This is a genomic window from Saccharopolyspora sp. NPDC000359, assembly GCF_040300525.1.
Lineage (GTDB): Bacteria > Actinomycetota > Actinomycetes > Mycobacteriales > Pseudonocardiaceae > Saccharopolyspora.
Map to the genome: position 1 here is coordinate 81107 of NZ_JBEPDU010000003.1, position 17053 is coordinate 98159.

Genomic DNA, 17053 nt, shown 5'->3' on the forward strand with positions numbered 1-17053 from the left:
TTGTTCGCTGACCCAGCGTCAATCGCCCGATGGGATGAGCAAGGCCCGGGGGTTGCACGCCCTCCGGGCCTCGACCACGCATCGCTGCGGTGCGGTCAGCGCCAACGCATCGTCATCAGCAGGCCGACGATCATGAAGGCGAACCCGACGGCGAAGTTCCAGCCGCCGAGGTCGGCCATGAACGGGATCTTCTCGCCCGCGATGTAGTTGATCACCAGCCACAGCAGCCCGATGATCATCAGACCCAGCATCACTGCGACGTAGATGGGGTGCGACGGGCCGACCGCCTTCGCCTTCACCGGCGTGCGGCGATCGGTCACCGGGGTGGGTGAGTCCTTCTTACGGACCTTGGACTTCGGCATGGTGTCCTCGCCAGGTGGTGCGGCCCCGCGGGGGCCGCGTGCTCGGGCGGTCGCGACCCGCGAAACCAGCTGCGGATCGGTTCGTTGTTCCAGGTACCACGTTAACGTAATCACAGAGCCGATCTAGAGCCCGCCTGTGGTCATTTCGCCCGGGGGCGTCCCCGTCCCCGTGGTCCGAGCCGTGACGGAGAGCACGCAGTGGAGCACCCCGAGGCACCGCCGCCAGAACGCCGGCGCGTCCGCTCCGCGCTGCGGTTGCTCGGAGAACTGCTGGTCACCGCAGGTCTGGTGCTGCTGCTGTTCGTGTTCTACGCGGTCTACGTCACCGACTGGACCACCGCGCGCAAGCAGGCCGCGGCCACCGACCGGCTGCTGACCAGGTGGCAGCGGCCGCCCCCGGCCGCGCCGCCCCCGCCGCCGAGCACCGGTGAGGGCTTCGCGCAGCTGCACCTGCCGGAGTTCGGCCCCGACTTCCGGTTCGCCGTGCTGGAAGGCACCGACAGCGCAACCCTGGCCGCGGGCCCGGGCCACTACACCGGCACCGCCTGGCCCGGTGAGCGCGGCAACTTCGCGGTGGCCGGGCATCGGATCGGGAAGGGCGCCCCGTTCAACGACCTGGACCAGCTGAACTCCTGCGACCCGCTGGTCGTGGAGACCGAGACCCGCTGGTACGTCTACCGCGTGCTGCCGATGGCCAGCGAGGTCGCCGGGTGGGACGGGCACGGCGGGGACCCGCGCTGCGCGGGCGTCGCGCCGATCGGCGGACCGTACGCGCAGGTGCACGGCCGCCGCATCGTGCTGCCGTCCCAGGGCGAGGTGATCCACCCGGTGCCCGGCCAACCGGTCGACCTGCTGCCCCCGGACCAGCGCACCAGGCTCGTCACGCTGACCACCTGCCACCCGGAGTTCTCCGCGGAGCAGCGCCTGATCATCCACGGCGTGCTCACCACGGAGTACCCGAAGGACCCGGCGCACCCCGAACTGCGGCCCGCTGAACTGGAGGAACGCTGATGTACGGGTGGATCTGGCGGCACCTGCCCGGCGGCACCGGCGCGAAGGCGGCGCAGGCGGTCCTGCTGGTGGCGCTGGCCGTCGCCCTCCTGCTGTTCGTTGTCTTCCCGTGGCTGGACCCGCTCCTGCCGTTCAACGAGGTCACCACCCACTAGGAGCGACTCCGGCGGACGGGGGCAAAACCGGAGGGACGGGGTTCGGTGGGCGCGCGTACTCTGGCGGCGTGCGCGTACTCGTCGTCGACAACTACGACAGCTTCGTCTACAACCTCGTGCAGTACCTCGCGCAGCTGGGCGCGGACTGCGTCGTGCGCCGCAACGACGTCGTCACCGACGACGACGTGGCTGCCGCCGACGGAGTGCTGCTCAGCCCCGGCCCGGGCACGCCGGACCGCGCCGGGCGCACGATGGAGCTGATCCAGCGCTGCGCCGCGGAGCGCAAGCCGGTGTTGGGCGTGTGCCTCGGGCACCAGGCCATCGGCGCGGTGTGGGGCGGGGTCGTCGAGCGGGCGCCCGAGCTGCTGCACGGCAAGGTCAGCGAGATCCACCACTCCGGTGCCGGGGTGTTCGCCGGGCTGCCGGAGCCCTTCATCGCGACCCGCTACCACTCGCTGATCGTCCGCGAGGACACCATCCCGGACGACTTCGAGATCACCGCCCGCACCGCCTCGGGCATCGTGATGGGCATGCGCCACCGCGAGCTTCCGGTCGAGGGCGTCCAGTTCCACCCCGAGTCGGTGCTCACCGACGGCGGCCACCGCATGCTGGCGAACTGGATGGCCGACGCGGGGCACCCGGTGGCGGAGGAGCTGGTCGCCGAGCTCGAACGCGGCATGCGCGAGGTCGCCGCGGCCGCCCAGCGCTGACCACGGACGATGAAAGGGCCACCTCCGAACGGGGAGGTGGCCCTTCCGCTGCTCCGGGTCAGTCGAACGGGGGGAAGAGGCCTCCGCCGTTGCCGGGACTGGTGGTCGGGGAGCTGCTGTAGTCGCCCACGTAGATCGTCACCGTCTGGTTCCGGCTGATCTTCTGGCCCGCGCCCGGCGCGGAGCTGATCACCTTGCCGTCCAGGTCCTTGTCCGAGGTCTCCTGGCTGACCTCGTTGAGCTCCCCGGTCCAGCCCTGGGCCTGCAGCGCCGCCTCGGCCTCGCTCGGGGACATGCCGGTCAGCGACGGGACGGTCATCTGCTGGCCGTTGGAGACCACCAGCACCACCTCGGACCCCGGCCGGACCTTCGAACCACCCGCCGGGGACTGGTCGATCACCGTGTCCGGTGGCTGGTCGGAGTCGCGGGTCTGCTTCGACACCTTGAACCCGGCACCTTCGAGGAAGGCCTTGGCCGTCTCGTAGGACATGTTCCGGACGTCGCGGAGCTGGACCGTCTCGATCTCCATGCCGATCACGACGTTGATCGTGGTGCCCTTGGCGACGGAGCTGCCCCGGCTGTCCCAGTCCATGATCTTCTGGACCATCTTGGGGTCGGAGGTCTCCTTGCGCTCCGGCGACAGGCCCAGCTTGAGGCCGACCTCGTCCAGTGCCTTCTGCGCCTCGCTCATGGTCAGGCCCTCGAGGTCCGGGACCTGCACGCTCTCCGGGCCCGTGCCGTAGCACAGCACGATCTCGGAGCTCTCCCTGTTGAGCTGCGCCGGGTACTGGGGCGTCTGCTGGACGACCTTGTCGACCCGATCCGGACTGGACGGGCACGGGTTGAGCTTGACCTTCCAGCCCAGCCGGTGCGCCTCGTCCTCGGCGCGGGTCTTGACCATGCCCATGAGGTTCGGGACGGTCTCGGTCTTCGCCGCACCGTTGCCGATCAGCAGCGTGATCGCCCACGCGGCCAGCGCGAACACCGCCACGCAGGCCACCGTGACCAGCGCGACAGTCCGGGTCCGGCGGCGCTTGTGCTCCTTCTCGTCGTCGACCGGCTCCTCCGCGTCGCGCTCCACCGAGCGGTGCCGACCCGGCGCCATCAGCTCGGTCGCCGGGTTCTGCGTGAGCATCGCGGTGCGCTCTTCGTCCGACATGATCATCGGAGCCTTCGGGCGCTGCCCGGACAGCACCCGCACCAGGTCGGCGCGCATCTCCGCGGCCGACTGGTAGCGGTTCGCCGGGTTCTTGCTCAGCGCCTTGAGCACCACCGCGTCCAGCGAGGCGGGCACCGTCGCGTTGACGTCGGAGGGCTTGCGCGGCTCCTCCCGGACGTGCTGGTAGGCCACCGCGACCGGGGAGTCACCGGTGAACGGTGGTTCCCCGGTGAGCAGCTCGAACAGCACGCAGCCGGAGGCGTAGACGTCGCTGCGCGCGTCCACCGCCTCGCCGCGGGCCTGCTCCGGCGACAGGTACTGCGCGGTGCCGATCACCGCGGCGGTCTGGGTGACCGCGGCCTGCCCGTCGGCCAGCGCGCGGGCGATGCCGAAGTCCATCACCTTCACCGCGCCGGAGCGGGTGATCATGATGTTGGCCGGCTTGACGTCGCGGTGCACGATGCCGTGCCGGTGGCTGAAGTCCAATGCGGCGGACGCGTCCGCCATGACCTCCATCGCCCGGCGCGGCGACAGCGGCCCCTCGGTCTTGACGATGTCGCGCAGCGTCCGGCCGTCGACGTACTCCATCACGATGTACGGCAGCGGCCCGCTCTCGGAGTCCGTCTCACCGGTGTCGTAGACGGCCACGATCGCCGGGTGGTTCAGCGCGGCGGCGTTCTGCGCCTCGCGCCGGAACCGCAGCTGGAACGTGGGGTCGCGGGCGAGGTCGGCGCGCAGGATCTTCACCGCCACGTCCCGGCTCAACCGGGTGTCGCGGCCGCTGAACACCTCGGACATGCCGCCGTAGCCGAGCGTCTCACCGAGCTCGTATCGGTTGGACAGAAGTCGGGGTGAACTCATCGAAGCGTCGTTCCGATCCTTGTCAACGATCGTCCCATCATGCCGATCCGCCCCCGCCGGTCGATGCGGACTGGGCGAGTGGTGATTCCCCGACTGCGGTACCCGGCGGGGTCACCGGGTCCGGTTTCCGCAGCGCAGTGTGGCTCAACACCGCGGTGGAATCCAGGCCGTGAGGTTGCGCACCCAGGCTCTGGTCCTTGACGATCCAGTACGTGGTGAGGCCCACCGCGACCAGCACGGCCAGCGCCAGCACCGCCACCAGCACCCAGATCACGACCTTGTTGGCCGAGGAGGTCGGCGGCGGCTGCGGTGGTGGCAGCTGCGGGGCCGGGGCCTGCGGCGGGATCAAGCCCGGTGGATAGGTGTTGCCCATCGGCGGGAGCTGCGTCGGCATCGGGTGGACGCCGGTGCCCGGCACCGGCACGCTCATCTGCTGCTGCTGTCGCTGCTGCGGCACGACCAGCGAGGACGGCGTCGGCAGCGGTCGGCCAGCGCGCACCGCGGCGACCGCACCGGCGAACTCGCCGCCGTCGGCGTAGCGGCGCCGCGGGTCCTTGGCCATGGTCGCCTCGATCAGCGCCCGCACCCCGGGCGGCACGTCCGGCGGCAACGGCGGGGCGATGTCGCGGATGTGCATCATCGCGACCGTCACCGCGTTGTCGGACAGGAACGGGCGGTGCCCCATCAGGCACTCGTAGCCGACCACGGCCAGCGAGTACACGTCGCTGGACGGGGTCGCGTCGTTGCCCAGGGCCTGCTCCGGCGCGATGTAGTGCGCGGTGCCCATCACCATCCCGGAGCGGGTCACCGGCGCCGAGTCGGCGGCCTTGGCGATGCCGAAGTCGGTCAGCTTCACCTTGCCGTCGGGCGTGATCAGGATGTTGCCGGGCTTGACGTCGCGGTGCACCAGACCGCGCTCGTGCGCGGCCTGCAGCGCCTGGCCCGCCTGCTCCAGCATGTCCAGCGTGTGGTCGGTGTTGATGCGGCCCTCGCGGGCGAGGATCGCCGCCAGCGGCTCGCCCTCGACCAGCTCCATCACCAGGTACGCGGTGTCCTCCGGCCCGTCCGGGATCGCGGCGGTCTCGCCGTAGTCGTGCACCGCGGCGATGCCCGGGTGGTTCAGGGACGCGGTGGTGCGCGCCTCGGTGCGGAAGCGGTGCAGGAACTCGGCGTCCCCGCACAGCTCGGCCTTGAGCACCTTGATCGCCACGGTCCGGTCCAGCCGGACGTCCACCGCCTCCCACACCTCGCCCATCCCGCCGACCGCGATGCGCTTGCCGAGGCGGTACCGGTCGGCGAGTAACTGGCCGGAGGTCAGCACGGGTCAGCCACCTCCCTGCAGACCGGCCCGGATGACCTCCCGGCCGATCGGGGCGGCGATGGAGCCGCCGGTGGCCTCCGCGCCCTCGTCGCCGCCGTTCTCCACGATCACCGCGACCGCGATGGTCGGGTTCTCGGCGGGCGCGAACGCCACGTACCAGCCGTGCGGCTTGTCGCCGGGGTCGCCGTGCTGGGCGGTACCGGTCTTCGAGGCGATCTGGACGTTGGAGATCTTGCCGGAGCCCTTGGTGTGCTTCTCCGACTGGATCATCATCTCGCGCAGCATGTGCGCGACGTCCGGCGAGACGGACTGCTTCATCTCCTCCGGTTGGAAGGAGTCCAGCTCCGACATGTCCGGGCCGCGGGTGGCCTTCACCAGCTGCGGCTTCATCAGCTTGCCGTCGTTGGCGATGGCCGCGGCCATCATCGCGTTCTGCATCGGGGTGACCCGCACGTCGCGCTGGCCGATGCCGCTCTGGTACAGCGCCGCCTGGTCGGACATCGCACCGAGGTCGGACTTGGCCACGCTCATCGGGATCTTCAACTCGTCACCGAAGCCGAACGCGGCCGCGGTCTCCCGCAGCTTGTCCGGACCGAGCTCTCCGGCGATCTTGGCGAACGCCGTGTTGCAGGAGTACGCCACGGCCTCCGTCAGGGTGTCGCCCTTGCACGTGGTGCTGCCGTAGTTGGGCAGCGTGGCGCTGGCGGTGCCGGGCAGCGGGATGCGCGCGGCGGTCTCCACCTTGCTGTTCGGCTTGTAGCCGTTCTGCAGCGCGGCCGCCGTGGTGATCAGCTTGAACGTCGAACCAGGAGGGTAGATCTCGGAGACCGAGCGGTTGGCCATCGGGTTGCCGTCGGCCTCGTTGAGCTCGTTCCACCGCTCGGCGACCTCGTTGTTGTCCGTCGAGGCCAGCAGGTTCGGGTCGTAGGACGGCGCGTTCACCATCGCCAGGATCTCGCCGGTCTTGGGGTCCAGCGCCACCACCGAACCCTGGTAGCCCTGCTTGGTGAGCTGCTCGTAGGCGACCTGCTGCATGGCCGGTCGGACGGTCAGCTCAACGCTGCCACCGCGCGGCGAGTTACCGGTGACCAGGTCGGACAACCGCCGGAACGCCAGGCTGTCGTCGGTGCCGTCGAGGATCGAGTCCTCGGCGCGCTCGACCCCGTTGGAGCCGTAGTGGAACGAGTAGAAACCGGTCACCGGCGCGTACACCGGACCGTTGGAGTAGCTGCGCTGGTACTTGAACAGCTGGTCCTCGGTCCGCTGGGAGCTCGCCAGCGACTGGCCCTCGGCGATGATCTGACCGCGCTCGCGGGCGTAGCGCTCGTAGCGGGTGCGGACGTTGCGGCCGTCCTCGTTGAGTTCGTCGGCCTGGATCACCTGGACGTAGGTCGCGTTGCCCATCAGCAACACCACCATCGCCATCATGGCCAGCGCCACCCGGCGCAGCGGCTTGTTCATCGTGGTCGCTCCACCAGTTCGGTATGCGCTTCGGCAATCGGAGCCTGCTTCGGCTTCGGCTTCGCCGGCGCCTGCGGTCGACGCGCGGCGTCGGAGACCCGCAACAGCAGCGCGATCAACACGTAGTTCGCCAGCATCGACGAACCACCAGCAGCCATGAACGGCGCGGTCAGACCGGTCATCGGGATCAGCCCGGTGACCCCACCGGCGACGACGAACAGCTGCAGCGCGAGGGTGAACGCCAGACCACCAGCGAACAGCTTGCCGAAGGAGTCGCGCACTGCCAGCGCGCTGCGCAGACCACGCATCATCAGCAGCAGGTAGGCCATGAACAGGGCCATCAGGCCGATCAGCCCCAGCTCCTCGCCGACTGCGGAGATGATGAAGTCACTGGATGCCCAGGGCGTCTTCTCCGGCATGCCCTTGCCCAGCCCGGAGCCGTTGATGCCGCCCTTGGCCATGCCCATCAGACCGGTGCGCAGCTGGTAACCGGGGTCGCTCTCGCCCACGGCCGGGGCCAGCGGGTCCAGCCAGGTGTTGACCCGGACCTGCACGTGGTCGAACAGGTTGAACGCCACGACGGCGCCGACCGCGAACAGCGACAGGCCGAGGAACACCCACACCGCGCGCTCGGTGGCGATGTAGAGCATCACCAGCACGATGCCGAAGAACAGCAGCGAGGTGCCCAGGTCCTTCTCCAGCACCACGATGCCGATGGACAGCATCCAAGCCACCAGCACTGGCATCAGGTCGCGGGCGCGCGGCCAGTCGACACCCAGGAAGCGCTTGCCCGCCGTGGTGAACAGCTCGCGCTTGGACACCAGGAACGAAGCGAAGAAGATCAACAGCAGGATCTTCGCGAACTCGCCGGGCTGGATCTGCCCGAGCGGGCCCATCCGGATCCACAGCTTGGCGCCGTTGGCCTCGGAGATGCTCGACGGGAGGAGGCCAGGCAGCGCCAGCAGCGCCAACCCGACGAACCCGCAGGTGTAGCCGTACTGGGCCAGCGTCCGGTGGTCCTGCACGAACTTCAGGACCAGCACGAACAGCACCACGCCAGCCGTGGTGAAGATGATCTGCTTCGCGGTGAACGGCCCACCGGTGGCCTCGGCCAGGTCGAGCCGGTGCAGCATCACGAGTCCGAGCCCGTTGATCAACGCCACCAGGGGCAGGATCAGCGGATCCGCGTACGGCGCCCAGCGGCGCACGGCGAAGTGCGCGGCGCCGAAGAGCACCAGGAACGCCGCACCGTAGAGGAAGAGCTCCTTGGTGACGGTCTGCTCCTGGGAGATCTCCACGATGAGCAGTGCGGAGGTGACGATCACCGCAGCGAACACCAGCATGAACAGTTCGGTGCCCCGCCGAGTGAGAACTCGCGGGGCGCCGCTGGTCGCTCCGGTCTGAGCGGCCGGTTCGGGCATCAACTCACCATCCGGCAGGTCACGCCCGGCTTCTGCTCCTCCGTCTGCAGCGGGGTTGCGTCATCCGGAGCGGGCGCTTCGGGCGGCTGCGCTTGGTCGGGCGGCACGCCCTGGTCCGTCGGCGGCTGCTGCCCGTTCGGGGGCGGCTGCTGCCCGTCGGGCGGCGGCTGCGTCACCGGCGGCTCGGGCTTCTCGCACTCCGGCAGCAGCGCGGTCATCCGCAGTCGGCGCATCGCCTCGCGGGCGTCCTGCAGCCCGTTCACCTCGGTGATGCCGTTCCGCACGTCACCGCGCTGGGCCTCCTGCAGGTCGGTCACCTTGATCGGGGTGCAGTCCGCGGCCGAGTCCGGCGGGCAGGAGGTCTCCACCTGCCAGTTCAACGAGACGCCGAGCACGCTGCCCTGCACACCCTGGAAGATCACCACCTCGTCGGCGCTGTTCGCGCCGATGTAGTACTGGTTGAGCACCCACCAACGCCCGCCCAGTGCACCGCCGCCAAGCAGGATGAGCACGCCGCACGTCACCAGCAGCCAGCGCAGCCAACGCCGCTTGCGCGGCTGCTCCGGCGGCGGTGAGGTGGGCTCGAAACGCTGCGGCTGCGGTCGCGGCATGGTCACCGCGGACGCGCGCGCCGCCGACGAATCGGGTTGCGGATGCTCATCGCCATTTCCCGCCGCGCCCCCGACAATCGGGGCGTCGTCGCCGAACTCGACGTCGACGACGTCGGCGATGATCACGGTCACGTTGTCCGGACCACCGCCCTTGAGGGCGAGCTCGATCATCCGGTCCGCGCACTGCTGCGGGTCCGGGATGCGCAGGGCCTCCGCCAACGTCTCGGTGCTCACCGGGCCGGTCAGCCCGTCCGAGCAGAGCAGGTAGCGGTCCCCGGCGCGGGCCTCCCGGATCGCCAGGCTCGGTTCCACCTCGTGGCCGGTCAACGCGTGCAGCAGCAGCGAGCGCTGCGGGTGGTTAGCGGCCTCCTCCTCGGTGATCCGGCCTTCGTCGATCAGCGACTGCACGAAGGTGTCGTCGTGGGTTATCTGGGTCAGCTCACCGTCGCGGACCAGGTAGGCCCGGGAGTCGCCGATGTGCACCAGGCCGAGCCGGTTGCCCGCGAACAGGACAGCGGTCAGCGTGGTGCCCATCCCCTCCAGGTCCGGGTCGTTGGCCACCAGCTCGGAGATGGCGCCGTTGCCGGTCAGCACCGCGTTGCGGAGCTGACCCAACAGGTCGTCGCTGGGTTCGTCGTCGTCCAGCGGCGCCAGCGCCGCGATGACGACCTTGCTGGCGACCTCCCCGGCGGCATGGCCTCCCATGCCGTCCGCGAGGGCGAGTAGTCGTGGGCCGGCATAGACCGAGTCCTGGTTGTTGGAACGAACCAGGCCGCGGTCGCTGCGGGCTGCGTAGTGAAGGACGAGGGTCATGAGCGCAGCTCGATCACCGTCTTGCCGATTCTGATCGGAACGCCGAGCGGGACCTTGGTCGGCCCCGTGACCTTCGCCCGATCGAGGTATGTGCCGTTTGTGGAGCCTAGATCCTCCACGTACCAATCGGAGCCCCGAAGCGACAACCTCGCGTGCCGCGTGGACGCGTAGTCGTCATCGAGGACCAACGTGGAGTCGTCCGCCCGACCGATCAGGATCGGCCGACCGTCCAGCGAAATGCGCGTGCCGGCGAGCGCGCCGTGCGTCACGACCATCTGGCGTGGCGCCTTGCTCCTGCCCCTGGCCTTCGCCGGAGCCCGACCCGCACCTGGCATCGGGACCCGCATCCCGGACGCCGAGTAGAGGTCCGAACGAACCACTCGAAGCGCAGCCAGCACGAACAACCAGAGCAGGGCGAGGAACCCTGCTCTGGTCAGCTGCATCACCAGCTCTGGCACTTGTTGTGAACGCTCCTACTCGTGTCGTTGACGCGGTCCGCGGCTCAGGCCTGCTGAGCCCGGAAGATCAGGGAGGAGTGGCCGACCCTGATCACGTCTCCGTCCGCCAACTGCCAAGTCTGCACCGGAGTGCCGTTCACCGTGGTGCCATTCGTGGAACCGAGGTCGGCCAACATCGCGCTCTGGCCGTCCCAGGTGATCTCGATGTGCTTGCGGGACACCCCGGTGTCGGGCAGCCGGAACTGCCCCTCCTGGCCGCGGCCGATGATGTTCGAGCCCTGCTGCAGCGTGTACGAGCGGTTCGAACCGTCGTCGAGGTGCAGCGTCGCGGTCATCATGCCGCGCGGGCCGCCCTGCGGGTAACCACCGGGAGCGCTCTGCGGGTAGGCGCCACCGGGCTGGCCGTAGCCGCCCTGGTCCGGGAAGCCGCCCGACTGCGGGTAGGCACCGCCCGGCTGCTGGCCGTAGCCCTGGTCGAAACCGGGCTGCTGGCCGTAGCCCTGGTCGTACCCGGCCGCCGGGGGCTGGCCGTAACCCTGGTCGAAGCCACCGGGCTGCTGCCCGTAGCCCTGGTCGTACCCGGCGGGCTGGCCGTAGCCCTGGTCGAAACCGGGCTGCTGGCCGTAGCCCTGGTCGTACCCGGCCGCCGGGGGCTGGCCGTAACCCTGGTCGTAACCCGGCTGCTGGCCGTAGCCGCCCTGGTCGTAACCCGGCTGCTGACCGTAACCCTGGTCATAACCGGCGGGCTGGCCGTAGCCCTGGTCGTAGCCGGGCTGCTGGCCGTAGCCCTGGTCGTACCCACCGGGCTGCTGCTGGCCGTAGCCGCCCTGGTCGTAGCCGGGGGCCGGGGGCTGCTGGCCGTAGCCGTAGTTGGGGTCCTGGCCTTGGCCGTAACCCTGGTCGTAGCCGTACTGCCCCTGCTGGTTGTACGGATCTCCCTGGGGGTAGTGGCCTGGTGGCTGGCTCATGGGTCGGTCTCCTGCGGTACGCGGTTGTGCCGGCCGTCGAGTCACGTCGGGGTCGACGGTCGAACTGATTCGAAACTGTCCCGTGTGCAGCGTCTCAGAGCGCTCCAGGGAGACTACGACGTCACCATATGTGTCCCACCCCTGCTCGGTGAGATGCTCCTGAACGCAGTCGGCGAGGAGGTCGGTCACCCGGTCCTCGTCGTCGGTGAGCCGATCGTGATCGGACGGGCTCAGTTGCACAACGTAGTGGTTGCACGCGAGCAGCCGACCCCCGGCGAGCTCCCGGACCTGCAGCTCGGCTTCCCGCTGCAGTGCCTGGGCGACCTCCTGGGGCACGACCTTCCCGCCGAAAACGCGCGCGAAGCCGTTGCCGACGATGCCTTCGAGTCGGCGCTCAAAGCGCTGCACGAGGCCCACGGCAATTTCCTTCCACGCGTACGACTCCTGGCACCCATCGTATCTGGGTCAACGGGCCGCGACACCGCCCAGTTCCCAACAAGTCCGACCCCCCGTCGAAGCCCCTCGTCCGACCGTGCTAATCTACTTCCGCCAACAGGGCAGCAGGGAAGCGAAAGCGACCCCGGTGCCGAAGGCCGGAAGTAGGCAGTGTAGGCTTCCAGCCAAGCCACGGGCGAGTGGCGGAATGGCAGACGCGCACGGTTCAGGTCCGTGTGTCCGAAAGGACGTGAGGGTTCAACTCCCTCCTCGCCCACTCGGAAGGCCCCCGGCTCATGCTTCGCCGGGGGCCTTCCTCGTATTTCTTTACGGGGGCCGAGCCCCCGTAGGCCCCCACGGTGCGGTGGGCGCCTTCTTTATTGCTCCTTGCGGCGCGGCGTTCCCGGCCTGGGTGGGGACCAGCACGCTTGGTCACCTTGGTCACCTTGGTCACCTCGGTGGCTTCGGTGGCTTCGGGCGCGTTGGTTGCCTTGGTTCCTCGGTCGGTTTGGTTGCTTTGGTTGCCTTGTTCGCTGTGGTGGGGCCTCTCGGTCTGTTGTCCCTGTCTTCGCCTTCGGCGTTCTTCCTGGGCACCTGGGATGTGGTGGGTTCGGGTTCTTTTTGCTTCTTCCCTGCGGTTTCCAGGTTGTTTGGGTTGGGGCGGGTTGGGTGTGAGGTGTGTCCTTGGTGGGGTGGGGTTTGTCATGGGTGGTTTGGGGTTCAGCGGGGAGCGAACTTGGGGTGGGTGTGGGGATCGCCACTCTGGTTGGGTTCGGGGGTCTTTTGTCTGGTTCTTCGGGGTGGGGTGTGGGTTCGGTCGCCTGGTTTGGGTGATCTTGTACGGTTTCGCTGTGGGCGCGCAGGTCATGGGGTTGGACGCGGTTGCTGAGCTCGCCGGGCGGGTGCACCGGGGGCAGGTCGACAAGGCTGGGCGGCCTTACGTGGAGCACCTCGCCGCCGTTGCTGCCGGGGTGCGGGAGCGGGGTGGTGACCAGGCGCAGATCGCTGCCGCTTGGTTGCACGACTCCGTGGAGGACGGGGCGGTGTCCGAGCAGTGGTTGCTGGAGGCACCACTGTCGGCCGAGACCAAGGCGATCGTGCTCGCCGTGACCAAGCGGTCCGGGGAGGAGCCCGCCGAGTACGCCGCGCGGATCCTGGCCACCCCTGGTGCGTTGCTGGTCAAGGAGGCGGACCTGGCGCACAACTCCGATCCGCGGCGGTTGGCCGTGCTGGACGCCGCGACCCGGGAGCGGCTGGTGCGGAAGTACGCGCGGATGCGGGAACTGCTCGGGATCGGATGATCGGCGCGGGCTTGGCGAAAGCGATCTACTGTGCTGGGCTTGGGATCAGCGGGTGACACCCGAGCGGCCGGGCCGCTCCACGGGAGGCGACATGGCGGGAAACAGTCGGGATCCTGGCCGATCGGTCACGGCGCGCGCGCTCAGCGTGCTCACCGCCTTCGACATCGACCACGTCCGGCTGACCCTGACCGCCATCGCGCGGCGGGCGCAGATCCCGCTGGCCACCGCCCACCGGCTGGTCCGGGAGCTGGAACTCTGGGGCGCGCTGGAGCGCGATGGCGACGGCCGGTACTCGATCGGCCTGCGGTTGTGGGAGATCGGGCTGCTGTCGCCGGTGAACACCCGGCTGCGCGAGGTCGCCCTGCCGCACATGCAGGAACTGTGCCGCCACACCCACGACAACGTGCACTTGGCGGTGCGCGCTGGGCTGGAAGTCGTCTACGTCGAGAAGCTCACCACGCCCCGCGCGGTGCCGATCATCTCGCGCAGCGGTGGGCGGTTGCCGCTGCACTCGACCGGTGTCGGCAAGGTGCTGCTGGCGCACGCCCCGACGACGGTGGTGCACGAGTGCTGCGAGCGCGGACTGGTCCGGTACACCGCTTACACCATCACCGAGCCCGGACGGCTGGGGCGCGAGTTGCAGACCGTGCGCAGCCGCGGTTTCGCGCAGGCCAACGAGGAGATGACGCTCGGGAACTGCTCCGTGGCGGTGCCGGTGTTCGACGCCGGGGGCGCGGTCGTCGCCGCGCTCGGCGTGGTGTCGCACAGCGCGCGGGCCGACGTCGCGAAGCTGGTCAAGGCGCTGCTGCCCGCCGCCGAGGGGATCCGGCAGCGGCTGCTGGAGCTGGAGCGCACCGAGCTCGACCTGTTGTCCCGGTGAGCGCCAGCGGCGTGCGTCGTACTGCCATCACCTGAATGGCCGCATCGCTGGACTGAAGTCCAGTTGTCATTCATCGACCAGTCACCGACCGATGTCCGCCGCCGGTCGCAGCGGCCCCTGATGAGCAGCGCAGAACCCGCCCGGAGCTGTTTTAGTCAGCACGTGGCCCCGCCGTCGGTGGCCGTGGAGTGCAAGCGCAGTTCATGAGGGAGGCGGAACGCCGTGACCGGAATGCCGGGACGTGCCTGGACCGAGGACGAGGTCCGAGCCTGCTCGACGACGCAACTTCGGTCCCCGCTGGGACCGGTCGCCTCCATGGGTCGGCTCGCGCAGCGCGCGGTGGACATCCTCGGGTGGGCGGGCAGCGTGCTCCCACCGGTGAAGTTGTACGGGCGGCAGGTCATCGCGACGGCCGAGCTGCTGCCCGACGCGCACGCCGAGCGGCTCTGCTTCGGCAGCGGCCCGGTGCTGGACCGCGCGGAGATCGCCACCTGGGTGTGGCCGGAGATGGACGGCCGGGTGCCCCCGCCCGCCGCGGAGATCTCCGGCGTGCTCGCCCCGGCCCGGCACTGGCGCAGCGCGCTGACCGCCGCGGTGCCGTTCTCCCGGTTCACCAGCGCGGCGATCGTGGTGCCGCGCACCGTCGCGGTCGCGCCGGACTTCGCCGAGACCTGCCTGATCCGGGCCCGCCAGTTCGGCATCGCGGTGCTCAGCGCGGACGGCGACGACGTGCAGGTCGAGCTCGAGGGCCGCTGCTTCGCCGACGCGGCACCGGTCGAGCACACCGCGGTGTCGCGCTGGGTGAACGAGGTGGTCTACGAGCAGCTGCTCGGCACCGAGGCCCCGGCGCCCACCCGGAGCTAACCCCTGGGGAACGCAGTTCCAGCCGCCCGCGCCGCACCACCTCGGCTGGAACTGCGCCACTCTTCCGCCGCACCGCGGTGTGCGGCGAGCGGTCCGCCCCCACCGGTTGTGGTGGGCGGGCCGCTGATCCACACTCCACAGGAGTTGTCCACAGCCGGTGCCCAGTTGTCCACAGGCTGTGGTTGATCGGTGCAGAAGCGCCCGGTGGCCTACGTTGGACGGCATGCGAATCGTGATTGCCGGGGCCCACGGGAAGATCGCGCGGCACCTCGGGCGGGGCTTGGTCGAACGCGGCGACTCGGTGCTCGGGTTGGTCCGCAACCCGGAACACGCCGCGGACCTGCGCGCCGACGGGGTGGAGCCGCTGGTGGCCGACCTGGAGGCGGTCGACGCGGTCGACCTGGCCGGATCGCTGTCCGGTGTGGACGCCGCGGTGTTCGCCGCCGGTGCCGGTCCGGGCAGTGGTGCGGCGCGCAAGGACACCGTGGACCGCGCCGCTTCGGCGCTGCTGGCCGACGCCTGCCAGGAGGCCGGAGTCCAGCGGTTCCTGCAGGTCAGCGCGATGGGGACGACCAAGCCGAATCCGTCCGACGTGGACCCGGTCTTCGGCGCGTACCTGGACGCCAAGCGGGCCGCCGAGGCGGACCTGCGGGCGCGTCCGCTGGACTGGACGATCCTGCGGCCGGGCGTGCTCACCGACGATCCGCCGACCGGTCGGGTGACGCTGGCGGCGGAGGTCGACCGCGCCGAGGTGACCCGGGCCGACGTCGCCGCGGTGCTCGTCGCGCTGCTGGACGAGCCCGCCTCGATCCGGCGGGAGCTGGCGTTGGTCAACGGTCCGACTCCGATCGCCGACGCCCTCCGCCAGGCCCTGCGCTGAGGCGGCTCACCGGGGACCGGACACCCGGTTCCCACCCTCCGCCTGTGGACAAGTCGGCGAGTTGTCCACAGGGCCGAGGACGTGGTCCAGGTAGGTGTTGCGGAAGACGCCGTCGGGGTCCAGCTCGGCGCGGAGGCGGCGGAAGTCGTCGAAGCGCGGGTAGCGCTCGCGCAGCGCGGCGGCGTCGAGCCGGTGCACCTTGCCCCAGTGCGGTCGGCCGCCCACCGCGCCCGCGATGTCCTCGAAGGCGTCGAACCACCGGCGGTGCGGCATGCCCTGGAACTGGTGGATCGCGATGTAGGCGGTGGGGCGCTGGTAGGCGGTGGACAGCCAGATGTCGTCGGCCGCCGCCACGCGCACCTCGACCGGGAACACCACCGGGTCGGCCAGGTCGCGCGCCACCGTCCGCAGTTCCCGCAGCACATCGCGCAGAGACTCCTGCGGGATGGCGTACTCGGACTCCACGAACCGGACGGTGCGCGGGGTGGTGAAGACCCGGTGCGAGGCGTCGCTGTAGGAGCGGGCGGACCAGGTCGCGGCGCAGATCCGGTTGAGCGGCCGCACCAGCGCGGGCACCGCGCGGCCGAGTTTGCAGACCGCGCCGAACAGCCGGTTCTCCAGCACCTCGTACTCCAGGAAGTGCCGGACCGGGTGCAGCGGGCGCGGCGGTCCGTCGTGCCGGTCGTTGCGCTTGACCAGCGTGTTCGAGCTGTGCGGAAACCAGTAGAACTCGACGTGGTCGTGGTCGGCGGCCAGCTGGTCGAAGCGCTCCAGCACCTCGTCCAGCGGCGCCGGGTGCTCCTCCGCGGCGAGCGTGAACGCGGGGACGCAGCGCAGGGTCACCGAGGTGATCACGCCCAGCGCGCCGAGGCCGACGCGCGCGGCGGCGAACAGCTCGGGGTGCTCGGTGGCTGAGCAGTGGCGTTCGCTGCCGTCGGCGAGCAGCAGGTCCAGCGCCTCCACCTGGGTCGCCAGCCCGCCGAGCCCGGCGCCGGTGCCGTGGGTGCCGGTGGAGATGGCGCCGGAGATCGTCTGCTGGTCGATGTCGCCGAGGTTGGCCATCGCCAGGCCGAGCCCGTCCAGTTCGGCGTTGAGCTGGTGCAGCGGGGTTCCGGCGCGGACCGTGACCAGCCCGGTGTCGGGTTCGGCGCGCACGATGCCGGTCCAGTGCGAGAGGTCGAGCGCGCAGCCGGTGCCCGGGGACCCGATGCTGGAGAAAGAGTGCCCGGTGCCCAGTGGGCGGACGGTGCGACCGGCCGCGGCCGCCTCGCGGATCGCGGCCGCCGCTTCGGCGGTGTCGCGCGGTGCGAGGACGCTGCTCGGCGTGCCGGTGGCGGTTCGGGCCCAGTTGGTCCAACGCTGCATGCCCACCTCCTTCGGGT

The 17053-nt window shown here is 70.2% G+C and carries 16 protein-coding genes and 1 tRNA gene; 8 read left to right on the forward strand and 9 right to left on the reverse strand.

Features of this window, described 5'->3' with window-relative positions:
- Positions 1-95: 95 nt before the first annotated feature.
- A complete protein-coding gene (gene crgA, locus ABT324_RS03480; protein WP_351170937.1) occupies positions 96-362 on the reverse strand; it encodes a cell division protein CrgA in 267 nt (88 codons plus the stop codon).
- 198 nt (positions 363-560) lie between these two features.
- Here crgA and ABT324_RS03485 point away from each other — a divergent pair, with 198 nt between their 5' ends.
- The 3 genes from ABT324_RS03485 (at position 561) to ABT324_RS03495 (ending at position 2238) form a co-directional block, all read left to right on the forward strand.
- The gene (locus tag ABT324_RS03485) at positions 561-1373 is read left to right on the forward strand and encodes a class E sortase (protein WP_351170940.1); all 813 of its coding nucleotides are present in this window, start codon (positions 561-563) and stop codon (positions 1371-1373) included.
- Positions 1373-1528 carry a hypothetical protein gene (locus ABT324_RS03490; RefSeq protein ID WP_351170943.1) on the forward strand — a complete coding sequence of 52 codons (156 nt, stop codon included), beginning with the start codon at positions 1373-1375 and terminating at the stop codon, positions 1526-1528. The genes ABT324_RS03485 and ABT324_RS03490 overlap by 1 nt, the downstream gene beginning before the upstream one ends.
- A gap of 68 nt (positions 1529-1596) precedes the next feature.
- A complete protein-coding gene (locus tag ABT324_RS03495) occupies positions 1597-2238 on the forward strand; it encodes an aminodeoxychorismate/anthranilate synthase component II (RefSeq protein WP_351170946.1) in 642 nt (213 codons plus the stop codon).
- 58 nt (positions 2239-2296) lie between these two features.
- On the opposite strand, the gene pknB is transcribed toward ABT324_RS03495, so the two are convergent.
- From pknB to ABT324_RS03530, 7 genes are read right to left on the reverse strand one after another with little or no spacing between them, the layout of a single operon-like run.
- A complete protein-coding gene (gene pknB, locus ABT324_RS03500) occupies positions 2297-4258 on the reverse strand; it encodes a Stk1 family PASTA domain-containing Ser/Thr kinase (protein ID WP_351170949.1) in 1962 nt (653 codons plus the stop codon).
- Between the two features lie 37 nt (positions 4259-4295).
- Entirely contained in the window at positions 4296-5579 is a 1284-nt protein-coding gene (locus ABT324_RS03505) for a serine/threonine-protein kinase (RefSeq protein WP_351170952.1), read from the reverse strand.
- Positions 5580-5582: 3 nt separating this feature from the next.
- Positions 5583-7040 (reverse strand): peptidoglycan D,D-transpeptidase FtsI family protein, encoded by a 1458-nt coding sequence (locus tag ABT324_RS03510; protein WP_351170955.1) that lies wholly within the window; start codon positions 7038-7040, stop codon positions 5583-5585.
- The gene (locus ABT324_RS03515; RefSeq protein ID WP_351170958.1) at positions 7037-8461 is read right to left on the reverse strand and encodes an FtsW/RodA/SpoVE family cell cycle protein; all 1425 of its coding nucleotides are present in this window, start codon (positions 8459-8461) and stop codon (positions 7037-7039) included. The genes ABT324_RS03510 and ABT324_RS03515 overlap by 4 nt, the downstream gene beginning before the upstream one ends.
- Entirely contained in the window at positions 8461-9885 is a 1425-nt protein-coding gene (locus ABT324_RS03520) for a PP2C family protein-serine/threonine phosphatase (RefSeq protein ID WP_351170961.1), read from the reverse strand. The genes ABT324_RS03515 and ABT324_RS03520 overlap by 1 nt, the downstream gene beginning before the upstream one ends.
- Positions 9882-10343 (reverse strand): FHA domain-containing protein FhaB/FipA, encoded by a 462-nt coding sequence (locus tag ABT324_RS03525; RefSeq protein WP_150065858.1) that lies wholly within the window; start codon positions 10341-10343, stop codon positions 9882-9884. The genes ABT324_RS03520 and ABT324_RS03525 overlap by 4 nt, the downstream gene beginning before the upstream one ends.
- Positions 10344-10387: 44 nt before the next feature.
- Positions 10388-11728, reverse strand: coding sequence for an FhaA domain-containing protein (locus ABT324_RS03530; RefSeq protein ID WP_351170964.1), 1341 nt, complete (start codon positions 11726-11728; stop codon positions 10388-10390).
- Between the two features lie 212 nt (positions 11729-11940).
- Between ABT324_RS03530 and ABT324_RS03535 the strand changes: the two genes are divergently transcribed.
- The 5 genes from ABT324_RS03535 to ABT324_RS03555 all read left to right on the forward strand — a co-directional run bounded on the left by ABT324_RS03535 (position 11941) and on the right by ABT324_RS03555 (position 15671).
- Positions 11941-12023, forward strand: a tRNA-Leu gene (locus ABT324_RS03535).
- Positions 12024-12597: 574 nt separating this feature from the next.
- Complete coding sequence (locus ABT324_RS03540; RefSeq protein ID WP_351170967.1) at positions 12598-13047, forward strand: HD domain-containing protein; 450 nt, start codon at positions 12598-12600, stop codon at positions 13045-13047.
- A gap of 91 nt (positions 13048-13138) precedes the next feature.
- Positions 13139-13927: an IclR family transcriptional regulator gene (locus tag ABT324_RS03545; RefSeq protein WP_351170970.1), complete on the forward strand. Its 789-nt coding sequence runs from the start codon at positions 13139-13141 to the stop codon at positions 13925-13927.
- 231 nt (positions 13928-14158) lie between these two features.
- Entirely contained in the window at positions 14159-14791 is a 633-nt protein-coding gene (locus ABT324_RS03550; protein ID WP_351171262.1) for a hypothetical protein, read from the forward strand.
- A 223-nt stretch (positions 14792-15014) separates the two neighbouring features.
- Positions 15015-15671 (forward strand): SDR family oxidoreductase, encoded by a 657-nt coding sequence (locus ABT324_RS03555; protein ID WP_351170973.1) that lies wholly within the window; start codon positions 15015-15017, stop codon positions 15669-15671.
- 6 nt (positions 15672-15677) lie between these two features.
- On the opposite strand, the gene ABT324_RS03560 is transcribed toward ABT324_RS03555, so the two are convergent.
- Entirely contained in the window at positions 15678-17036 is a 1359-nt protein-coding gene (locus ABT324_RS03560) for a D-arabinono-1,4-lactone oxidase (RefSeq protein WP_351170976.1), read from the reverse strand.
- Between the last annotated feature and the right edge of the window lie 17 nt (positions 17037-17053).